General features: G+C 68.5%; 14 protein-coding genes. 2 read left to right on the forward strand and 12 right to left on the reverse strand.

Going from position 1 to position 17,766, the window contains the following annotated elements; all coding sequences use genetic code 11:
• Positions 1 to 329: 329 nt before the first annotated feature.
• The 11 genes from ACFY0U_RS40160 to ACFY0U_RS40210 form a co-directional block, all read right to left on the reverse strand.
• Complete coding sequence (locus ACFY0U_RS40160; protein ID WP_388644697.1) at positions 330 to 857, reverse strand: hypothetical protein; 528 nt, start codon at positions 855 to 857, stop codon at positions 330 to 332.
• A 275-nt stretch (positions 858 to 1,132) separates the two neighbouring features.
• Positions 1,133 to 1,453 carry a hypothetical protein gene (locus ACFY0U_RS40165; protein ID WP_388644699.1) on the reverse strand — a complete coding sequence of 107 codons (321 nt, stop codon included), beginning with the start codon at positions 1,451 to 1,453 and terminating at the stop codon, positions 1,133 to 1,135.
• A gap of 71 nt (positions 1,454 to 1,524) precedes the next feature.
• On the reverse strand, positions 1,525 to 1,950 hold the full coding sequence (locus ACFY0U_RS40170; protein ID WP_388644702.1) for a hypothetical protein: 426 nt from the start codon (positions 1,948 to 1,950) through the stop codon (positions 1,525 to 1,527).
• A gap of 101 nt (positions 1,951 to 2,051) precedes the next feature.
• A complete protein-coding gene (locus tag ACFY0U_RS40175) occupies positions 2,052 to 2,264 on the reverse strand; it encodes a hypothetical protein (RefSeq protein WP_388644703.1) in 213 nt (70 codons plus the stop codon).
• 94 nt (positions 2,265 to 2,358) lie between these two features.
• On the reverse strand, positions 2,359 to 6,588 hold the full coding sequence (locus ACFY0U_RS40180) for a beta strand repeat-containing protein (RefSeq protein ID WP_388644705.1): 4,230 nt from the start codon (positions 6,586 to 6,588) through the stop codon (positions 2,359 to 2,361).
• An 83-nt stretch (positions 6,589 to 6,671) separates the two neighbouring features.
• Entirely contained in the window at positions 6,672 to 7,886 is a 1,215-nt protein-coding gene (locus ACFY0U_RS40185; RefSeq protein ID WP_388644706.1) for a hypothetical protein, read from the reverse strand.
• Positions 7,886 to 8,854 carry a hypothetical protein gene (locus ACFY0U_RS40190; RefSeq protein WP_388644708.1) on the reverse strand — a complete coding sequence of 323 codons (969 nt, stop codon included), beginning with the start codon at positions 8,852 to 8,854 and terminating at the stop codon, positions 7,886 to 7,888. Before ACFY0U_RS40190 ends, ACFY0U_RS40185 begins: the two co-directional genes overlap by 1 nt.
• A gap of 62 nt (positions 8,855 to 8,916) precedes the next feature.
• The gene (locus tag ACFY0U_RS40195) at positions 8,917 to 9,966 is read right to left on the reverse strand and encodes a hypothetical protein (RefSeq protein WP_388644710.1); all 1,050 of its coding nucleotides are present in this window, start codon (positions 9,964 to 9,966) and stop codon (positions 8,917 to 8,919) included.
• Positions 9,959 to 14,032, reverse strand: coding sequence for a hypothetical protein (locus ACFY0U_RS40200; protein WP_388644712.1), 4,074 nt, complete (start codon positions 14,030 to 14,032; stop codon positions 9,959 to 9,961). The genes ACFY0U_RS40195 and ACFY0U_RS40200 overlap by 8 nt, the downstream gene beginning before the upstream one ends.
• Complete coding sequence (locus tag ACFY0U_RS40205) at positions 14,025 to 14,240, reverse strand: hypothetical protein (protein WP_388644715.1); 216 nt, start codon at positions 14,238 to 14,240, stop codon at positions 14,025 to 14,027. Before ACFY0U_RS40205 ends, ACFY0U_RS40200 begins: the two co-directional genes overlap by 8 nt.
• A 65-nt stretch (positions 14,241 to 14,305) precedes the next feature.
• Positions 14,306 to 14,842, reverse strand: coding sequence for a hypothetical protein (locus tag ACFY0U_RS40210; RefSeq protein WP_388644718.1), 537 nt, complete (start codon positions 14,840 to 14,842; stop codon positions 14,306 to 14,308).
• 347 nt (positions 14,843 to 15,189) lie between these two features.
• On the opposite strand from ACFY0U_RS40210, the gene ACFY0U_RS40215 reads away from it, so the two are divergent.
• Together ACFY0U_RS40215 and ACFY0U_RS40220 are read left to right on the forward strand one after the other, a co-directional pair.
• Positions 15,190 to 16,077 (forward strand): ParA family protein, encoded by an 888-nt coding sequence (locus ACFY0U_RS40215; RefSeq protein WP_388644955.1) that lies wholly within the window; start codon positions 15,190 to 15,192, stop codon positions 16,075 to 16,077.
• Positions 16,074 to 17,027 carry a hypothetical protein gene (locus ACFY0U_RS40220; protein ID WP_388644720.1) on the forward strand — a complete coding sequence of 318 codons (954 nt, stop codon included), beginning with the start codon at positions 16,074 to 16,076 and terminating at the stop codon, positions 17,025 to 17,027. Before ACFY0U_RS40215 ends, ACFY0U_RS40220 begins: the two co-directional genes overlap by 4 nt.
• 104 nt (positions 17,028 to 17,131) lie before the next feature.
• On the opposite strand, the gene ACFY0U_RS40225 is transcribed toward ACFY0U_RS40220, so the two are convergent.
• Positions 17,132 to 17,719, reverse strand: coding sequence for a hypothetical protein (locus tag ACFY0U_RS40225; protein ID WP_388644722.1), 588 nt, complete (start codon positions 17,717 to 17,719; stop codon positions 17,132 to 17,134).
• Between the last annotated feature and the right edge of the window lie 47 nt (positions 17,720 to 17,766).

Below are 17,766 nucleotides of genomic sequence, written 5' to 3' on the forward strand. Positions count from 1 at the left end.
CGCCCCGCCCCGCGTGCGCACACCCGCACGCAGCCGGTGAACTGCGAAGACGTCCGCGTGCACGTCCAAGCGCGGGCGTGCGGGGCCGTCGTGCACGCTGACGCAGGCCGGTCGCAACGGAGTCCCGCGCCGGCTGGTCAGGCGTAGCAGCTCCGTGCAGGTCGATCATCGGCGCGCGCATCTGGCAGACCTCCGCACGCCTCGCACCGTGCGCACGGCGTACCCCCTCGCACGGTGCACGCGGTCGACCGCGCGTGCGGACAGCAGAAAGGGCACGCCCCGGAGCACGCGCCCTTGATCATCTATGCCGTGTGTGCGGCTACAGCCGGTTACCGCTCTGGAGTTGCTGCACCGTCCGCCGGACGAGGTCGCGGCTTCTTCCTCGCTTCCCGGTCCTTCGCCTCCTCCTCGCGCAAGAGCTCCAGGTATTGCTCGGGGTGGAGCTTCGCGAGCCGGTCGGCCGCACGCCGGCGAGGGTTCCTCCGAGTGGGCATCCGTCCGCGGCGTGCGGGATAGGCGTCCATGACGACCTGCAGGAGCACCTGCTCCGTCTCCATGCGCGCACGGAACTCGGCGAGCCTCTTCTCGTGCGCGGTCCTCGATTCCCCGTCGACGGGGAGGAGGTACTGCTCGGCCCCGCGGTGCAGCTCCTTGGCCGCCTTCATGGAGCGACGGGAGAGTTCGTCGGATCTGAACGCGAGACCGGTGACGGTACGGGACACCTTGCGCTCATCGGCGGGCAGGTCCTGGACGAGTGCGGCGAACTCGCGCGCGAAGTCCTCGTCAGTGAGCTGGTCAAGGAAGTCGATCTCGTCGTCGACTTCTTCGCGGCTCGGCCCGTTATCCGATGCCGGCATGAATGCGTCCTCCGTAACGTGCGGCTGTGGCTCCTGGAGGGGAGCAAGCGGTGGCCGCCTGGCGACCGAACCCACCACGTGCCGGATCGGTCGGGCCTGCGGGCCCTCCCCGGCCCCGGGCGCAGTGCGCGCGGTTCGCGCGAGCAGCAGCCAGTCAACGGGCCACACTGGCAAGGAGCCAACCAACCCTCGTGACTACTGCCCTACTGCGGTGGGCTCGGCGGCCAGACGGCCACCTTGGGCGGATCATACCGGCCGCGGCCAGCGGCCCCAGTTCAAGAGCTGGTTTCCGCCCGGGAAAGAGCGGTCTTCGACTCGATCACGTTGGTCAGGGTGCTGGGCTTCCACACCAGGTCGTGCGCGGCCTGGGACGCGGCCAGCACGGCGCCGATGGTGCCGAGGGCCGGAATGCCGTGGGTGAACTGGTCGATGCCGCCGGTGGACGCGACGGTGACGACACCGGCGATCCCGGCGACGACGACGGCGACGATCCGCTTGACCCGGGCGCTCCAGAACGGTTGCTGGACAACTGCGATCAGGAGCGGCAGGACGGCGCCGACGCCGGAGCCGGTGGCGAGGGTTTCCAGGGTGGTCATGGGCAGGGCCCTTCCGTGATGGTCATGGGACGGGCGGACCTTGCCCGAGGCCGTGCACTACCGTCGCGCCCTCACCTGCCGGGCGGGTTGAGGTCGTCAGCGATCTCTGGTGGCGCTTCCGGTGCCGGACGGTCGAGAGACCGGAGGACGTCGAGTAGCGAGTGGACGTACTCGAGTGCGGCCGCCTTCCACCGACGCCAAAGCCGCTGCTCCTCCTCCATCTTCTCGACCTTGCGCTCCAGGTCGATCTGCCGGGCCTCCAGCGTCGTGACCCGGGCCATCGTCTGCTCGTGCACCGACCGCTGTTGTTCGAGGAGGGTGGTGAATCCCTCGGTCACGGTCTTCATGGAGGAGACGAACGTCTGCCCCTCGGCGATCTCGGCATCGCTCTTCGTCTTACGGGTGTTCTGCCGGTACACCAGCCACCCGCCGCCCAGGACCCCCACCATGCCGAAGAACGGGGCGAGGACGGGCGCCAGAGAGGTAAGCCACTCCATGGTGTCTCCTCGGTCTTCGGCCATCAGTTTGGGGTGCGCGGGAGCCGGGGCCCGAAAGCCCGCGGCTCCCCGCACCGAGCACAGTGGACGCCGTCGTCGGCTTACGTCTCGGCCTCTTGGACGACGCGGACCACCTGAGTGATCGTCTGCTCGCAGACCCCGCAGATGACGTCCGAGAGGCTTCCGTCGGGCAGTTCGTACACGGTCGTCTCGTACGGGATGCCGTAGTTCGGGCACTCCGGCTCGCTGGTCTGGCAGGTGGCAGAGCACTGCGCCGACAGCGGCGGCGGTGCTTCCTCATCCGTGACGGTCATGGGCTCTCTCCATCGGCGGGGTACGGCACGCGGCGCGACTGCCGCGCCTGCGCACCCTGCTGCGCCGTGGGATCTTGCGTCACGGGCCGAGGAGCTAGCTGGCGATCACGATCCAGTCGATGCCGGTCGACGTCGTGTTGGTGCGGGTTACCCAGATCGTCAGTCCGGTCGCGCTGACGTTGGTGACGCCCACGCCGGTGACGGACGTGCCGGGCACGGAGGTGCTCGGCGTGGCCACGGCCCGGAACGTGGTGCCGGACAGACTCAACCCCGTGACTGTCACGGAAGTGGGGGTGTTGGCCGCGGAAGGGGTGATGGTGACTCGACCGGTGGCGATCGACTCGGCCTTGAAGACACCAGTCACGGACAACCCGGAGGAGGTGAGCCTGGCGTACGCCGAGGTGTAGCTCGACGGCGCGTCCTGTACGAACAACTCCAGCGAGGAGCCGGCCGCCGAACTCAGTGCACCGTAGCCATTGATTCGGGCGATTCCTGCTCCGCTGGTGTTGTTCGCGTACAGGTTGAAGTGGGCGCCCCCGTAGCCCGAGACGAGCGGGGCGAGGTACAGGCCGGTGCTCTGCTCGGAGCCGGATGTGGTGGGGGCTACCAGGGAGACGCTGGGCAGCTCGTGGTCGCCGGAGGCGTCAGAGGCATAGGCGATGTTCGTGACGACCTGAGCGGGGTTGCCTTCGTTGGTGCTCCCGGAGAAGAACTTGACGGAGCCGACCTCGTTGGAGCCGCCGGGGTCGACGACGACGCGCTGCCCGCTTGCCGCGGTCCGCAGGACGCCACCGGTCACCGTGGCGCCGGTGATCGTGCCGCCCGTGATGGTCTTGCCGGTGATGGCGTCCGCAGCGAGGGCGGACGTCGTGATCGCCCCGGCCTTGATGTGGGTGGCCTCGATCGATCCGGCGGCGATCTGGGTGGCGGTGATGGCGTTCGCGGCGATCTTGTCCGCCGTGACGGCCAGGGCGGCGAGCTTGTCGGTCGTGACCGCGAGCGAGGCGATCTTCTCGGCGGTCACCCCGAGCGCGGTGAGCTTCTCGGTTGTGATCGCCCCGGCGAGGATCTTCGCCGCGGTGATCGCGCCATCCGAGATGTTGACGGTCTGGACCGCGCCGGTCTCGACGACCTCGATCGTGAGCATGCCGAGCTCGGCGGTGCCTGTGCCGTTCTGGTAGTTCGCGTAGAACAGGGGGCTGATGTAGCGGGCGTTGGCGTGCAGGACGCCGGGGGAGGTCGGCGAGGCCATGGCCGACGTGCTGCCGCTCGCACCGGAGGCGGCGTAGCCCTTGAGGTAGCCGGTGAAACGCTGCCAGCCGCCGCCCGCGGTCAGGTTCTGTGCGGCTGCCGCGAGGTAGTGCTGGGATGAGGCGGCCGCGGAGCCGCCGGTGTTGACGAGCGTCGTGCCATCGGCGGCGACGCCAGCCACGCCCATGTAGAAGCGCTGCTGTGCGGTGTCCGAACCGGCGACGGTCTGGCGTACGGTGCCGGTGATCCGGTAGAGGACGTTGGGGTCGAAGGGGATGAGGACGTCCGGCCGCCACGCCCCGGAGACTCCGCCGACCGCGCGCATCACGTAGCTGCCGGACTGCGCGTCGGTCACCTGGACCGACGTCAGGTTCGAGGGCGTCGACGCGGTGCTGGTGCTTGTCCCCCCGGTACGCCACCGTGCCGCGTCCGCGCCGACGTCGTAGAGCTTCTGCACCACGCTCGCCGCGGTGGTCACGTTCAGCTGGCTGGTGGTGATCGAGCCGGACACGATCCGGTCCGCGGCCAAGGATCCGGCGGCGATGCGGTCGCCCTGGATCGACCCGGCGGTCATCTTCGCCGTGGTGATCGCCCCGTCGGCGATCTGCGTGCCTGCGACGACGGGCCGGATCGCGACGTTGTCGAACCAGAGGGTTCCTGCGGCGGCTTGGTAGGACTCCGCCCAGATGGTGGCCTGCACCGTGTTGGCGGGCGCGGTGACGGTGGCGGTGGGCCGGCTCCAGATGGTGCCGCCCAGCACGGGTGTGGAGGCCTGCGCGGCGCCGTAGCCGAGGGTTGCGCCGGTGGAGTCCTCCCAGCGGGCATACACCTTCACGACGGCGGTGGAGGTGTAGTCGCTGGACGTCAGGTAGTCGAACGCGATGAACAGCTGGTCCGCGGCGAGGATCGGCAGTGTGGTGATCTTCAACGACCGAGTGGTCACCGACGCGTTGACCGCGTTCACCTTCAGCGACTTCGCCGACCCGTTGCCGGTCGTATCGATCGTGAAGTACGTACTGCTGGCGACCAGCGCGGCGCTGTAGGCGCCCTCGAAGGAGGGGTCCGTGAGCAGGTTGGCGCCACCGGCGACGGTCAGCTTGTCCGTGGTGACAGACCCGGCGGCGAGAGCGGCGGCGGTGACGGCCCCCGCGGATATCTCGGATGCGGTGACCGCGCCGGCCGCGAGCTCCCGGGCGGTGATCGCATCCGAGGCGATCTTTCCGGCGGCCACCGAGTCGGCGGCCAGCGCCGCGGCCTGGACCGAACCGGCGGCCAGGGCGGCGGCGGTGACAGAGGAGGCAGCCAGGTTGCCCGCGACGATGGTGTTCGCGGCGATCTCCGCCGCCGTGACAGCCCCGGCCGCGAGCTTCGCGGTCGTCACCGCGCCAGCGGCGATCTCGGAGGCGGTGACCGCTCCGGCCGCGATCTGCGTGGCGGTCACCGCGTCGGTCGCGATAGCCGCGGTGGTCACGCTGCCCGCGACCAGGTTCACGCTGTCGACCACGCCGGTCTTCAGGGCCTCGACCGTGACCGCGTCGACCTGCATCGTCCCGGCCACGGACGCCTGGTTGTTGTAGTTGAGCCACACGTACGGCGCGATGAACTTGACGTTCGCGTGCACGGTGCCCGGAGAGCGGGGGTCGTTGTTCGGGCCAGACGAGCCGGAAGCACCGGAGGCGGCGCGGCCCTTGAGGAACCCGATGACCGTCACCCAGCCGTCCGCCGTGCCCACGGACTTCGCGGAAGCGGCCACGTAGTGCTGGGAGTTCGCCGAGTCCGCCCCTTCCCGGTTGACGAGGGTCGTCCCGTCCGCCGCGACCCCGAGGACGCCGACGTAGATGACGTCGGCCGTGGTGGGCTGGGCTGTGGCACGGATACGGGCGGAGACCCGATACAGGACGTCCGGGTCATAGGGGATCTGGACGTTGCCGCGGATGCGGATGAAGCCGGCCGCCTGGCCGACGGTCTGGCCGGTGGGTGCGTCCGCGACCCCGCTCAGGTGCGTCCAGGAGGCGCCCGTGCCGGACTGCGTCACCGTCCACACCGACGGGTCGGCCATCGCGTCGACCCACCGCTGGGAGGCGGTGTCGGCGAGCGCCGCCGTGAGGGCGTTGATGGTGACGGCCTGGGCGGCGAGTTTGCCGGTCGTGACGGCCGCGTTGCCGATTTTCGCCGCGGTCACCGCAGCGTCGGCGATCTTCGTCGAGTCGATGGCGGCGGCCGCCACCTTCGCCGCGGTCACAGCCTGGTCGGCGAGGGCGAGTGCCGTCACTGAGTTCGCGGCGAGCTTGGCCTGCGTGACCGCGTTCGCGGCAATCTTCTCGGCGAGGACCGCGCCGTCGCCCAGCGCGGTGGAGTCCACCGCGCCGGCGGCGAGCTTGGCAGCGGTCACCGCGTCGTCGGCGAGCAGCAGATCGTTGACCGCGCCCTGCTGGATCTTCTCGCTGGAGACCGACGCGAGGGCGAGCTTGGCCTCGGTGACCGCCTCCTGCGCCAGCTTGACCTCGGTGACGATGCCGTCGACCAGGTCGTCGCCGACCGCCTTGGTGGCGGTGCCCTCCACGGCATCCGACGCCGATCCGGCGAGGGCAGCAGAGTTGATGGCGACGAGCCGCACCCACCGGGGTTCGAAGTCGTCGACGACGACGGCGACTTCCGCACCGGAGGCCGCGGAGATGAGGGCGGATGGCGCGGTGGTGTCCGGTTCGACGTCGGCGGAGGCCAGGACGTGGACCTGGACGTGGGAGAAGTCCGCCGGGGTGGTGTCGGCGTCGGCCCATTGGCCGTCCCAGCCGACGGTGAGGCCCTTCAGCGCGGGCGTGACCGTCGGCGGGGTGGGCGTCGGCGGCGGATCGGAGTTGACGACGGCGACGGCGACGGTGCCGTCCTCCTGGACGCCGAAGGAGGCACGCAGGGTGCCTTCGTCGTCGTAGATGTCGAGGGAGCCGTCCTCGATGGACGCGTTCGTGAGCTGGTTGGTCCGCTCCAGCGCCGCGATGCGGTCCTCGAGACCCTTGAAATATGCCGCGAGTTGCTTGGTCTGCTCGCGCTCGTCCAGCCGAAAGGAGGACACCGCGCCCCCTCTCTCTGCCGATCACCCGGGGGTCCGGGGAGCGGGCAGAGTGGGCGGCGCGGTGGGCTAGTGTCGCGGGCTGATCAGCCGTAGAAGTCGGCGCGGGTCAGGGTGAGGATGGCGGTGCCGGCCGCCGGGTCGATCTCCTCGGCAGTGACGCGGTGCCAGATGGCGAGTTCGCCCACCCACGGCACGTCGACCTGGACGAGGATGCGGTCGCCGAGCGCCCAGGAGCCCAGCGGGGCGTTGGGGTGGTGGCGGATCGCGATGGACGGGATCGTGAGCTGCTCGCTGTGGCGGGCGCGTTCCCGCTTCCCGTACTCGGTGAGGGTCTTGACGTTCTTCGTGGACTTGCGGGTGATGACCCGGGCGCGGCGTATCCGCTTGTCGTCGACGACGACGCGGGCCCGCGCGGTCTTCGCCCCGGTGCCCTTGCCCAGCACGTACACGTTGTTGGCGTAGAAGTCGCCCTGCCCCTGCGGGGTCGCGATCTCGATGATGTTCTCGCCGGACGCGAACCGAAGGTCGGAGCGGCTCCTGCCCAACCGGCGGGTGCCCAGGTCGATGTGGTGGAGGATCTTCTCGTTCGACCCGTCCCAGTAGTGCCGCTCCAGGAAGTCCGCCTGCGCGAGGTTCATGACGTCGGTGATCGTCTGGCCGCAGTCGGGACTGTCCCACCACAGCAGTTCCCACGGGTCCTCGCCGGAGGCGGCGCCCAGCTTGTAGCCGGAGTCGTGCTTGTCGAGGGTCATGCCGATCTTGCCGCGCTGGTAGTCCTGGAGGTGGGCCCAGATGTGCCGTACGACGTCGTACGCGTCCCACCGCGTGGTGATCTTGTCCTTCGGCTTCGCGGGCATCTTCCGCTTCGGGCTTGAGCCATCCACATACCCGTCGTTGTTCTTGTCCCGTCCCGAATAGTTGACGCCGCCGACGATGTACTTCTGGGCGATTTTCGCGCCGGAGCGGATCACGCTGCCGAAGTACGGCATGCCGTTGGGGTAGGCGGTGAACCCGGCGCACGTGATCTTCATTGCCTGGCCCTGGTAGGCGATGTTCGTGATGATGCCGCCCCACCGGATGCGGCCCTCGAACTCCGCGTATAGCGACGTCGCCCACTCGGAGAGCACGGGCAGCCCGTCGGGCTTGGACATGAGCCGCATGTACTCCGGTGAGATCGTCCCCTGCATCTGGCCGGGCCCGTTGAGCTCCCGCTTCGGCGGGCTGTCGGGCACGAACGGCACGTCCCAGTCCAGGAAGTCCCCGGTGGTCGTGCGCTGAGCGATGTACCGCCACGCCATCAGGAACTCACCGGCTCCTGCACGTAGTTCACGTCGACCGACAGGACTGTGTACGCGTCCGCGCGCAGTACGCCCGTCACGCCGCTCGTCCCGGTGCCCTCCACGGTCAGCGTGAGGACTTCGCCCCGGTCGGCCGGATCGAGGGTGAACTTGTGCCCCGTCTGGACGGAGACCCGGCCGGCGGCCGCGGCCGTGTACGGCATGCCCACCCCGTGCTGCTCGCCGAGCGAGACACGCAGCTGCCCGCGGGCCTCCACGGTGTCCGGGTGCAGTAGACCGGTGAGGTGGACGTGCACGCTGACGTGGGTGGCCCACTCCGGCACCGACTCGGCCCACGTCGCGCCGAGCGGGAACACCTCCCACGCGTCGGTGATCGCGCCGACATCGTCCGGAGTCGTCCACGCCCCGTACAGGTAGCGGCGGGCGGACTGCGTGCGTGGACGGGCGATCTGGCGCAGGTCCTTGACCATCGCCGCGGTGACCGCGCTCGTCGACGCGGGCAGGTCGACCCGGGCCAGCGTGATGGCGGCCGACGTCGGGTCGATGTCGTGGATGCTCGTGGTGCCCGTCGGCACGTCGGTGATGACTCGGGTGTAGACGTACGGGCCGATGGTCGGGTCCTCCGGCTCCGGCCACGTCTCCCCGCCGTACGGATCCTCGATCCGGACGATCACCAGATCCGAGCGCGGGCCGTCCGCACCGGTCGGCTCGATATCGACCTGCTCCGGCGTCGGCATCCGCGCCGCGTACGACTGGTTGCCGCCACCCCCGGTCGCGCGCCGCTTCGCCGCCATCGCGCCCGCGGCGACCTGGACCGCCGCACCCGGCGAGTCCAGCGCCGTCACCAGCAGGTCGGCCGGCGCGATGACGCCCTCGCCACCACACAGCGCGGCCTCGACGAGGAGGCGGACCGTCTCCTCGGATGCGACCGTGCCTTCGACGAACCAGGGAACGCCGTCCCACGCCATGAATTCCTCCTCCGTACGAGAGGAGGAGAGGGTGGACAGCGAAGGCGGCTAACGTCGCACGCTCACCACCAGGCGAAGGCGTCGCGCCATTTGAGCTCGACGCGCGGGCCGTCGAGGTACTTCGAGGTCGAGCGCGTGTAGGACAGAGAAGCAGTCCAGTTCCCGGGCGGGATGGACATCGCGCCGAGCCGGGGGCTGGCCCTGGTGAGCTTGTCGGCCGCCGACGCCGTGGTCGAGCCCTTCGTATGGATCACCGTGCGCGCCCACGGACGCGGGTCGATCGTGACGTAGTCGTCGGCCGCGATCGTCATTGCCAACTGAACCGACCACAGGCCGGGGGCGAGTGTGACCTTCGGGTTCTTGCACGGGCCGTAGATCACGATCACCGGATATGTGGGGAGGCGGCCGAGTTGCCGCACTGTCGCTGTCTTCTTCGAGGTGGTGAAGTACGTCTCGCCGTCGTTGAGGATCGGCCGCCACGGACGTGAAGGCCGTCCGGCCGTGTAGAAGTCCCACATTTCGGCGGACTTCTCTTCCTCGTCGTAGAACCGGTCGTCGACTGCCACGAAGTCGGCGACCACCGGCGTGTAGCCCTGCTTCGTCAGCCGGGAGTGGGAGACGGCGAACTTGCGGGGTCTGCCGTACATGCGGCGCGTGCGGCCGGCCGTACGGTGCAGCAGCCAGGACACCCGGCCCGGCTTCATACGGATCGCGTCGGCCCGCCATACCTGCCGCAGCATGTCCACGCCCTCGCTCGCCCAGTCCCACGGGCCGCCCCGCTTGTTGGCGTACGCCATCACGAGCTCGATATCGGTCCAGTCACCGATCCGAGCCCCGCGCGCCCAGGGGCGCATCGGGTAGTGCCGGTCGACGGGCCCGTCCACGCCGTCGACGCCGAGTTCGAACGTGACGGTGGCCGCGCGCTGGTAGTCCCGGCCGAGCCGGATGCCGTCCTCGCCGGGCATAGCGCCATCCCCGACGTCCGGGTCGGCGAACGCGACATCGGGCTCGGTCAGGCAGTAGATGCCCGAGGCCATCGTGCCGAAGTTCAGCGCGCCCCCTGGCAGGTTGTCGTACGACGAATAGCCCAGGTACCACTCGCCGTCACGCATAGCTGCCTCCCAGTCGGATCCGGCGCAGCTCGAACATGGCCTCCTCCAATGCGTTCGCCGTCGTGCCGACTGCACCGACGTTGATGTTCAGGTCTCCGCCGACAAGCGCCCCGGAGCCCGCACCCTGGGGTGTGGAGGCCCGGCGGGCGGCGACGGCCGTGCGGGCTGCGGCGCTGTTGAGGGCGACGGCCCCGTTGGCGAACTGCTTCACGGCCCGGCCCGGGTAGACGACGGTTCCGCCGAAGTAGCTGGCCACCCAGTCGAGGATCTCCTCCGACCGCTTCCGCTTCTTCGGGGCGAGCGGGATGTACGCCTCGCCCGGAGCCGTCTCCGGCTCAGCCCACAGCCGCATCTCGCCGGCGCGCGCGATCTGCGCGATGTGCTGCTCGGCGCCGTTGGCGAAGGCCTTGATACGGGCGCTGGCCAGGGAGCCGAAGCGGTGGATGCCGCCGTTGGCGTACCGGACGACCCCGCCGTCCGCATGCGTGGACACGACCGACGGCTTGCCCTCGCTGTTGTACTTAACGGTGACCGTGACGGTTTTGCCCGTCAGATTGTTGATCTTGTCCTGGATCGACTGGACCTGTTCGATCGGCTTCTTGCTCGGCGCAGTGATCTTGACGGTCTTACCGTTCTTGCCGTCCACATTTTCGATCTTGAAACCGAGGTCTTCGAGCGCCTGCCGCGCGGTCTTCGTCGGCGTCTTGATCTCGATCGACTTGCCCTTGGGCAGGCCAACGACCTTCTCCTGGACGTTCTTCAGCTCACCCGCCGCCTGCTTCACGATCGCCTCGACCGTGACCTTCTTCTTGTCCGGTGCCGCCGAAATGTCCTCGGCGAGCGCGCCGATCGCGGCACGGGCCCCGCCGGTCGGCGCCGTGACGGCGACCTGCTTGCCCTCGGGGAGGCCCTGCACGGTGAACCCGAGGGCCTGGAGCTGCTGAACGGCCTGGGTGGTGGGCGCGTCGATCCGGATGGTCTCGCCGGCCCCCAGCCCGTCGAGCTTGAGCTGGAGGCCGAGGAACTCGGCCATCGCCTTGTCGACGCCGCTGGTCGTCATGATCGTGGTGATCGTGTCGGGGATGAACCCCATCTGGTCGGCCAGCGCGGCGGCCTGATCCTTCGGGATACCCATGTCGCGGGCAAGCTCGATCGCCTTCGCGCGGGCCCGCTCCATCGCGCCCTGGCTCTTGTCCGTCGCCTCCGCCAGAGTCATCAGGCCCTGCTCGGAAGCCTCCTTGGTGCGGGTGGCGACGCCGAGCATGGAGTCACGCAGATCGTTGAGCTGCGTGTTGAGGGTCTGCCCGTTGCGCGTGGCCGTGTTGACCAGGCCGTCGTTGTCGACGAGGGACTTCCCCCAGCCGTCGGACCGCTCGATGGTGTCCGCCATCGTCTGGTCGATCTGCAACATCACCGAGTTGAGCTGGGCAGTGGCATCGTGGATCGACTGGGTGTTGCCGTTGAGGGCGTCCAGGGCGCGCTTCAGGGCGTCGACGCGGGTGTCCGCGGACTGTGTCTTGTCGCTGAAACCCTGCACGGCCGCCGACAGGCGGCTGTACGCGTCGGTGCCGGCCACGCCGGCCGTGTTCATCGCCTCCGCGGCTTCCTTGCTGTCGCGCTGGCTCTTCTTCAACTCCCCATTGACCGAGCCCAACGCATCAGCCGCGGCCTTGTACTTCTCGCCCTGAGGCGAGTAGTCGAGGACGAAGACATCGCGGCCCTTCTCGACGTACTCCTGATTCGCGTCAGCCAGGGCCAGCAGCTTCTTCTGCAAGCCGTCGACGCTGCCGCCCTGTTCCAGGTAGGCGTCGGTGAGCGTCTTGAGGCTGACGTCCGCCTCACGCATGACGTCGACGAGCTTCCCCTTGCCGTCGGCAAGCTCGGTGTCCTGAAGCAACTGCACCGCACTGGCGCGCACGTTGGCGTCGATGGCACCGCCGGAGTCCGCCAGGGCCTGCGCCAGCGACTCGATGCGCTCCCGGTGAGCCTCCGCGGCGCGGGCGTTCTCCTCCTGCTTGGAGGCGAGCAGGCCGAGCCCGATGGTGACGCCGGCGATGGCCACACCCAGCGGTCCACCGAGAGCGGACGTCATCCCGCCGAGCGCAGTGCTCGCGACGCGATTCGCACCGCGCAGGCCACGCATCGCACCACCGAGCCCGCGAGCCTCGCCAGCCGCACCGCGGTACGCGAGCCCCATGCGCTGCCACATGGTGATCTGCGGGCCCATGACACCGGCGCCCAAAGTGCCGCGCATGGTGGTCCCCAGCGTGCGCATGGAGCCCGCGGAGGTCACAGCGGAAGCGCCGAGCGTCCGCAGCATCGTGGCGACGCCGCTGACCACCTTCAGGGCGAGCAAGGTGCCGAGGAACACGGCCAGGACCGTGTTGGCCCCCGGGATCACGTTCATGAGCGTGTTGAAGATCTGCAGCAGGCCGTTGAAGGCCATCAGAAGGACACCGAGCCCGCTGCCCGCGGCCGACAGGTTGCCGACGGCGGTCGCGATGTTCGAGATGACGCTGATGATCGCCGGACCGACGCTCTGCCCGAGGGCGCTGAAAAACGTACCGAGCGCGGGCATCAGCTCCGTACGGATCTGGCGGATCAGGTCGGTGACGCCGCCGTCCCGCATGGCCCGCCCGAGGCCGCGGACGAAGTCCCCGACGAGCGCGTTCAGTTCATGGAAGGCGGGAGCGGCATCAGAGAAGAACTGCCGCATCACCTTCTGGCCGGCGCCGGAGTTCGCCCACCGCTCGAAGCGCTTCATGGAGCCTTCGAACCCGTCGAGCAGGGCGTTCCCGGACTCCATGGCGGCGGTGCCGACGCCGCCGAGTCCCTTGATCAGGCTGACCGTGGAGCGGCCGAGCTGGGCCGCCTTGTCTCCCGCGTGATCAAGGAACTTCGCCAGGCTGCCCGTCTCGCGGCCAGCCTGGATGGACGCGCGCGCCCACTGGGTACCGCGCTCGATCGCTTGCCCGACCCGCTTGACGAACGGCCCGGACGCGACGAGGAAGTCGGTGGTGGCATGACCGAGGTTGGCGAGCGAGTCGGTCATGTTGCCGACGACGCTGGAGCTCGTCGCGGCGATCGTCTTGAAGTCCTTGCGGAAGACGCTCGACTTCATAAACTGGGCGCCCCGCTCAGCAAGGGAACCCATCTGGTCGGCGGAGTCTCCGAGCACGTCCTTCAGGAGCGGGAAGACGGACTCCGCCAGCGGCTCGACATCGTCGGCGATCTTCGAGAAGAAGCGTTCGCTGACGGACTTCTTGACCTTGTTCCAGGCAGGGGAAAGAGCCGAGACTGCAGAGACGGCCTTCCCCGCCGACTTGGACAGCTTGCCGAGCGCCTGGTCCAGCTTCTCCTGCTGCTCCTCGGTGACCTTGCCGTCGGCGGCCAGCATCTGCTGGGCCTTCAACGACTCCTTGAGCGCGTCACCGAACCCAGAGAACGCGATCTTCGTGCCGATCGCTGCGCTGCCCGCCGCGGCGATCAACCCGGGTATCGCGCCGAGGACACCGACAGCGGGCGCGGCCGCGGAGACCAGAGCGGTCAGCCCGCCCGCGTACTGGCCGAGGGCGGCCACAGCGGGCTGGACAAGGGCGACCAGGCTGCCGATGAGCAGCATCCGCATGGTGCGGCGCCCCCGCGGCATGCGGAACGCCAGCGGGACCTGGACGGGGTTGTCGTCAGCCTCGCCCTGGGCCCGGGTCAGCCACGAGCGGATGCGGCCGAGGAACCCACCACCGCCGGAGCTGCCGCCGTCGTCGCTGTCGGTACGCAGCGGAACGCGGATGTCGCTGCGGGACGCCGTACGAGCCGCGGCGTTCAGCTCTTCACGGAGCCGGTCGCGGTCGATGCGGACACCGATCGTCGCCGTGACGCCTGCGGCCGCCTTGTCGACGGCCTTCTCGATCCTCTTCCGCAGGCCCTTGTCGTCGACCTTGACCTTGACCTTGACGGCCAGGCCCTCCGCGGCCTCCTCGACCTTGACCCGCAGCTTCTCGGCGAACCCTTCGACGGAGGCGACGACAGGTACTTCAAGGCGGCCGGCCTGCATGCCCTCAGCCACTGCGCACCATTCCTCGTCTGGCCGCGGCCGCCAGCATCTTCTGGTGACCGCTCATCGGCTTCGTGGGCTGCTGCGCCTCCTGCGCCCCGTCCGTCGCGGCATGGGAGCCGTTCCAGGGCCGGGTGACCGTCCGCGGCTCATTGCGGCGGTGGTCGGAGGCGAGCAGGGAGATTTCCTCCACGAGCTGCGCCAGGAGCTCGGTGTGCACCGTCCAGCCGTCGATCAGTGATGACTTGGTGCGGGACTCCTCGGGCAGGCCGTCGAGGAGCTCGATCAGTCGGCGGAGTCCGAGGAATCCGCGCTCTCCGGGGTGGAGCCAGATTCCTCGGGCGTCGAGCCGGTGGTATCGGCTGAGGTCGGCTTCGACGTCTCCCCATCGCTTTCGGAGGAGTCGGCCGACCCGAAGAGCTTTCCCAGGTCCACCCCGTAGACCTTGATCAGGCCGACCGTGAGCCGGACGTAGTCGGGGATGGAGGGGCGGGCCGCGATGAACGCGGCGAACTGCTGCTCGCCGAGGAGGACCTTGTACGTCTCCTTCACGGCGTCCATGAACAGCTTCGGAAGCCGCGGCCGCCGGAAGAGGAGTTCGACGATCTCGCCGACCGCGGACTTGCCCTGCGCCTGCACCAGGTCGCCGAGGAGGCCGACCAGGTCGAGGTCTTCGCTCAGGATCGGATCGAGCGCGTCCGCGGGTAGTTCGGCCGGGAACAGGAACTCGTCGTCCTCGGAGAACTTCACGAGGATGCCGTTCGGGAACTGCACTTCCCGGCGCGGAGCGGCGAGATCGATGACGTACTGGGCGGTGCTCATGAGTGTCCGGTCCTCCCGGTGGGGGTCAAAGCACCGGGAAGGTAGGAACCCTGATCGCCTTACGTCGCGTGCTCGCCGGGAGGCACGACAGAGCTCGTGTCTCTCATGAGAGACACGAGCGGAGCGGATCCTCAACTGCCGTGTCTCTCATGAGAGACACGGACCAGCCGTCACTCGAATCGGTGTCTCTCATGAGAGACGCGAGCGCGCGAAGGCCGTGTCTCTCATGAGAGACACGCCCCTCCGGACATCCAGACCCTGGGGTCTGCGCACCCAGATAATCGTGTGGCTGGCAGAATGCGAGCGACTTGTTCTCCGTGCCTTGGAAGGGCGCCGTCGTGACCACCATGCCCATGTCGGCCAGAGATCTCGGCATCGACTACACACTCTTCGGCCACTCCACAGTCTTCGTCAGCGGCAAAGGTGGCGTCGGGAAGACGACACTGACCGGCAACAACGCCACCAAGACCGCCAGCAAGGGGATCCCCACCCTTGCCATCGACGCGAACGGCCAGGGCAACCTGCGGCGTGAGTTCGGCATGGATGAGGGAGACAAAGGGGAGGCCTTCTACCTCGCCTTGAAGAACGGCACGCCCCTCGTGCCCATCAAGAACGTCCGCCCCAACCTCGACGTGGTCCTGGGGGGCAAGGAGCTCCGCCAGATCAACACGCTCTTCTTGGAGATCGCGCAGCACGAAGGGCCCTACGCCGCCTTCCTTCGGCTCGCCAAATGCCTTCAGCCCCTGCTCTCCCAGTACGGCGTTGTCTGGATCGACGCACCGCCGGAGAACCCCAACGTGCTGATGCTGTGCTTGTGCGCCGCCCGATGGCTCGTGGCACCGGTCAAGATGGACGTCTGCTCCCTGGAGGACGCGCTGAGCGACATCGCCGACGCATTCAAAGCAGCGAAGCAGGTCAACACGCTGCTGGAGCTGCTGGGCGTCGTTCACTTCGGCTCGCCGCCTGGATCGACCGAGATTCACAAGCAGGTCGTCAACGACGCTCGCAAGCTGCTCGGCAAGAGCGCCCACGTCTTCGACGAGACGATCCACGCTTCCTCGAAGACCGCAAAACTCGCCCGTGATCTCGGCCTGTCCGTGTGGGAACTGGAAGCCCAAGAGCGGGCCCAGGACAAGAAGATGGCGAAAGCCATAAAGAATCTTGCCGACGCTCACGACAACCTGACTACCGCGCTGTTGGTACGCATGAGGAGCCGATTGGAGACCGCCGCATGACCACCGCCGACACTGCGACCCCGGACGAGAAGGGGACGCTGGAGGACGCCTTCAGTGGTACCGCCGAATCGACACCGGACGACGTCTTCGGCTTCCTCAAGTTGGGAGGGCCTGGGGCGCCAACTTTGAACCCGTCGGGCGGCGACATGCCATCTGACGAATCTGCCGAGGTCGCCATTCCAAGCCCGGCCGCGCCGGCAGAGGCTGCGGAATCGCCAGCGGAGGCGGAAGAACAAGTCGAGCCGCAGCCGACACCCGACGCCCCTAAGAGCGCGTGGCTGGCCTATTACGAACGGATGGTCGACCGCGAGAGGGAGCGATACAAGGACACGGTCACGGCCGCCGACCGACGCTTCGTAGAAAGGGCCAGCGGCCCGCTGTACGCCATCAACGCGGACAAGCTCTACCTGGAGTTGGTCTCGCTCGAGACCGGGAAGCCCTTCACGAAGTTCAAGGACTACTTGAAGGAGCGGTGGGGCATCTCGCGTGCGCACGGCTACCGGATCCTCAACGAGTACCCGGTGATGACGGCGCTCGGAGACATGTCGCCTCCCAAGCTGAGCACCCGCCAAACCCCGGTGCTCCTGAAGGTACTGCGCTCGCGCGGCAAGGAGGACTGGGCTGAGGGCGAGGCGGCCGTCCGCAAGGTCTGGACCGAGTCACCCAGCAAGAGCCCGGCAGACCTCGAAGCGACCGTCCAGAGCCTTGGCTGGGACGACGCGGAGGCCGCAGCCCTCGACGACCTCAGCGATTCCGAACAGGAGCGTCCAACGCTCGTGGCCCGCTGGGACAGGGCGGTGGGCGAGCTCGATCCGGTGAAGGTCCGCGAGGTCTTGGCCTCGAACCCCGGGGAAGCCCAGCGCCTGTTGGAGCGGGTCAGGCCAGTCGTGGCCGTCCTGGAAGAACTGTCGCAGATCCAGGCCCCCTCGAAGAGGGCCAAGAAGGGCTGATCGCGCGTTCGTCTACACGTAGGGCTCGTGTCTCTCATGAGAGACACGAGCCCTCTCGCGTTCTTCCGGGACGCCGTGTCTCTCATGAGAGACACGGCGTCCCGCTACGCCGCGGTAGCGAACGCCGGGTCGTTGGTCAGCAGGTACCAAGCATCCGAGTCGTCGCCACCCTGGACAGCCAAACGCAAAGGCAGGACCGACTCCTTCGCCTTCTGCAGGTCCTTGCTGACGCCCTCCATCTGCATGGTCCGCGGCATGACGTACCTGTACGCCTTCGCGCCGTCGATGACCTCGATGATCGCGGCGACCTCGCTGCGCCCGCCGATCCGCGGAGGCGCGAACTTGTAGTGCTTGGCCGTGCCTTCGGACGGAGTGATCTCGGTGATCGTGCCGCCACCGTAGACGGCCTGGAAGTTCTTGCCGTTCCACTGCTGCAAGTCGACCTCGATCGTGGCGCTGTCGGAGGTCTGGAACGTGCGTGACGGGAAGTCCGTCTGGGCGGACTTGACCTGCTCGAAGCTGGGCTCCTCGTTGAACTTGAGGCTGTCCTCGGTGGTCAGACCGACGCTGTACCAGCCCGTGGGCAGGGCAACGGTGGCATCTGCCGGCGCCGTGGTGCCGACGGGCGCCAGCCAGACCCGAGTTCGTGCTGGGACGACGATGTGCTGCGCGTTGGTGGTCTCGCCTGCCATGGCGGGTGCTCTCCTCGTGGCCGGGTGCTAGGGCCGGGCCACGATGG

Source organism: Streptomyces sp. NPDC001536, from assembly GCF_042894505.1.
Taxonomy (GTDB): Bacteria; Actinomycetota; Actinomycetes; order Streptomycetales; family Streptomycetaceae; genus Streptomyces.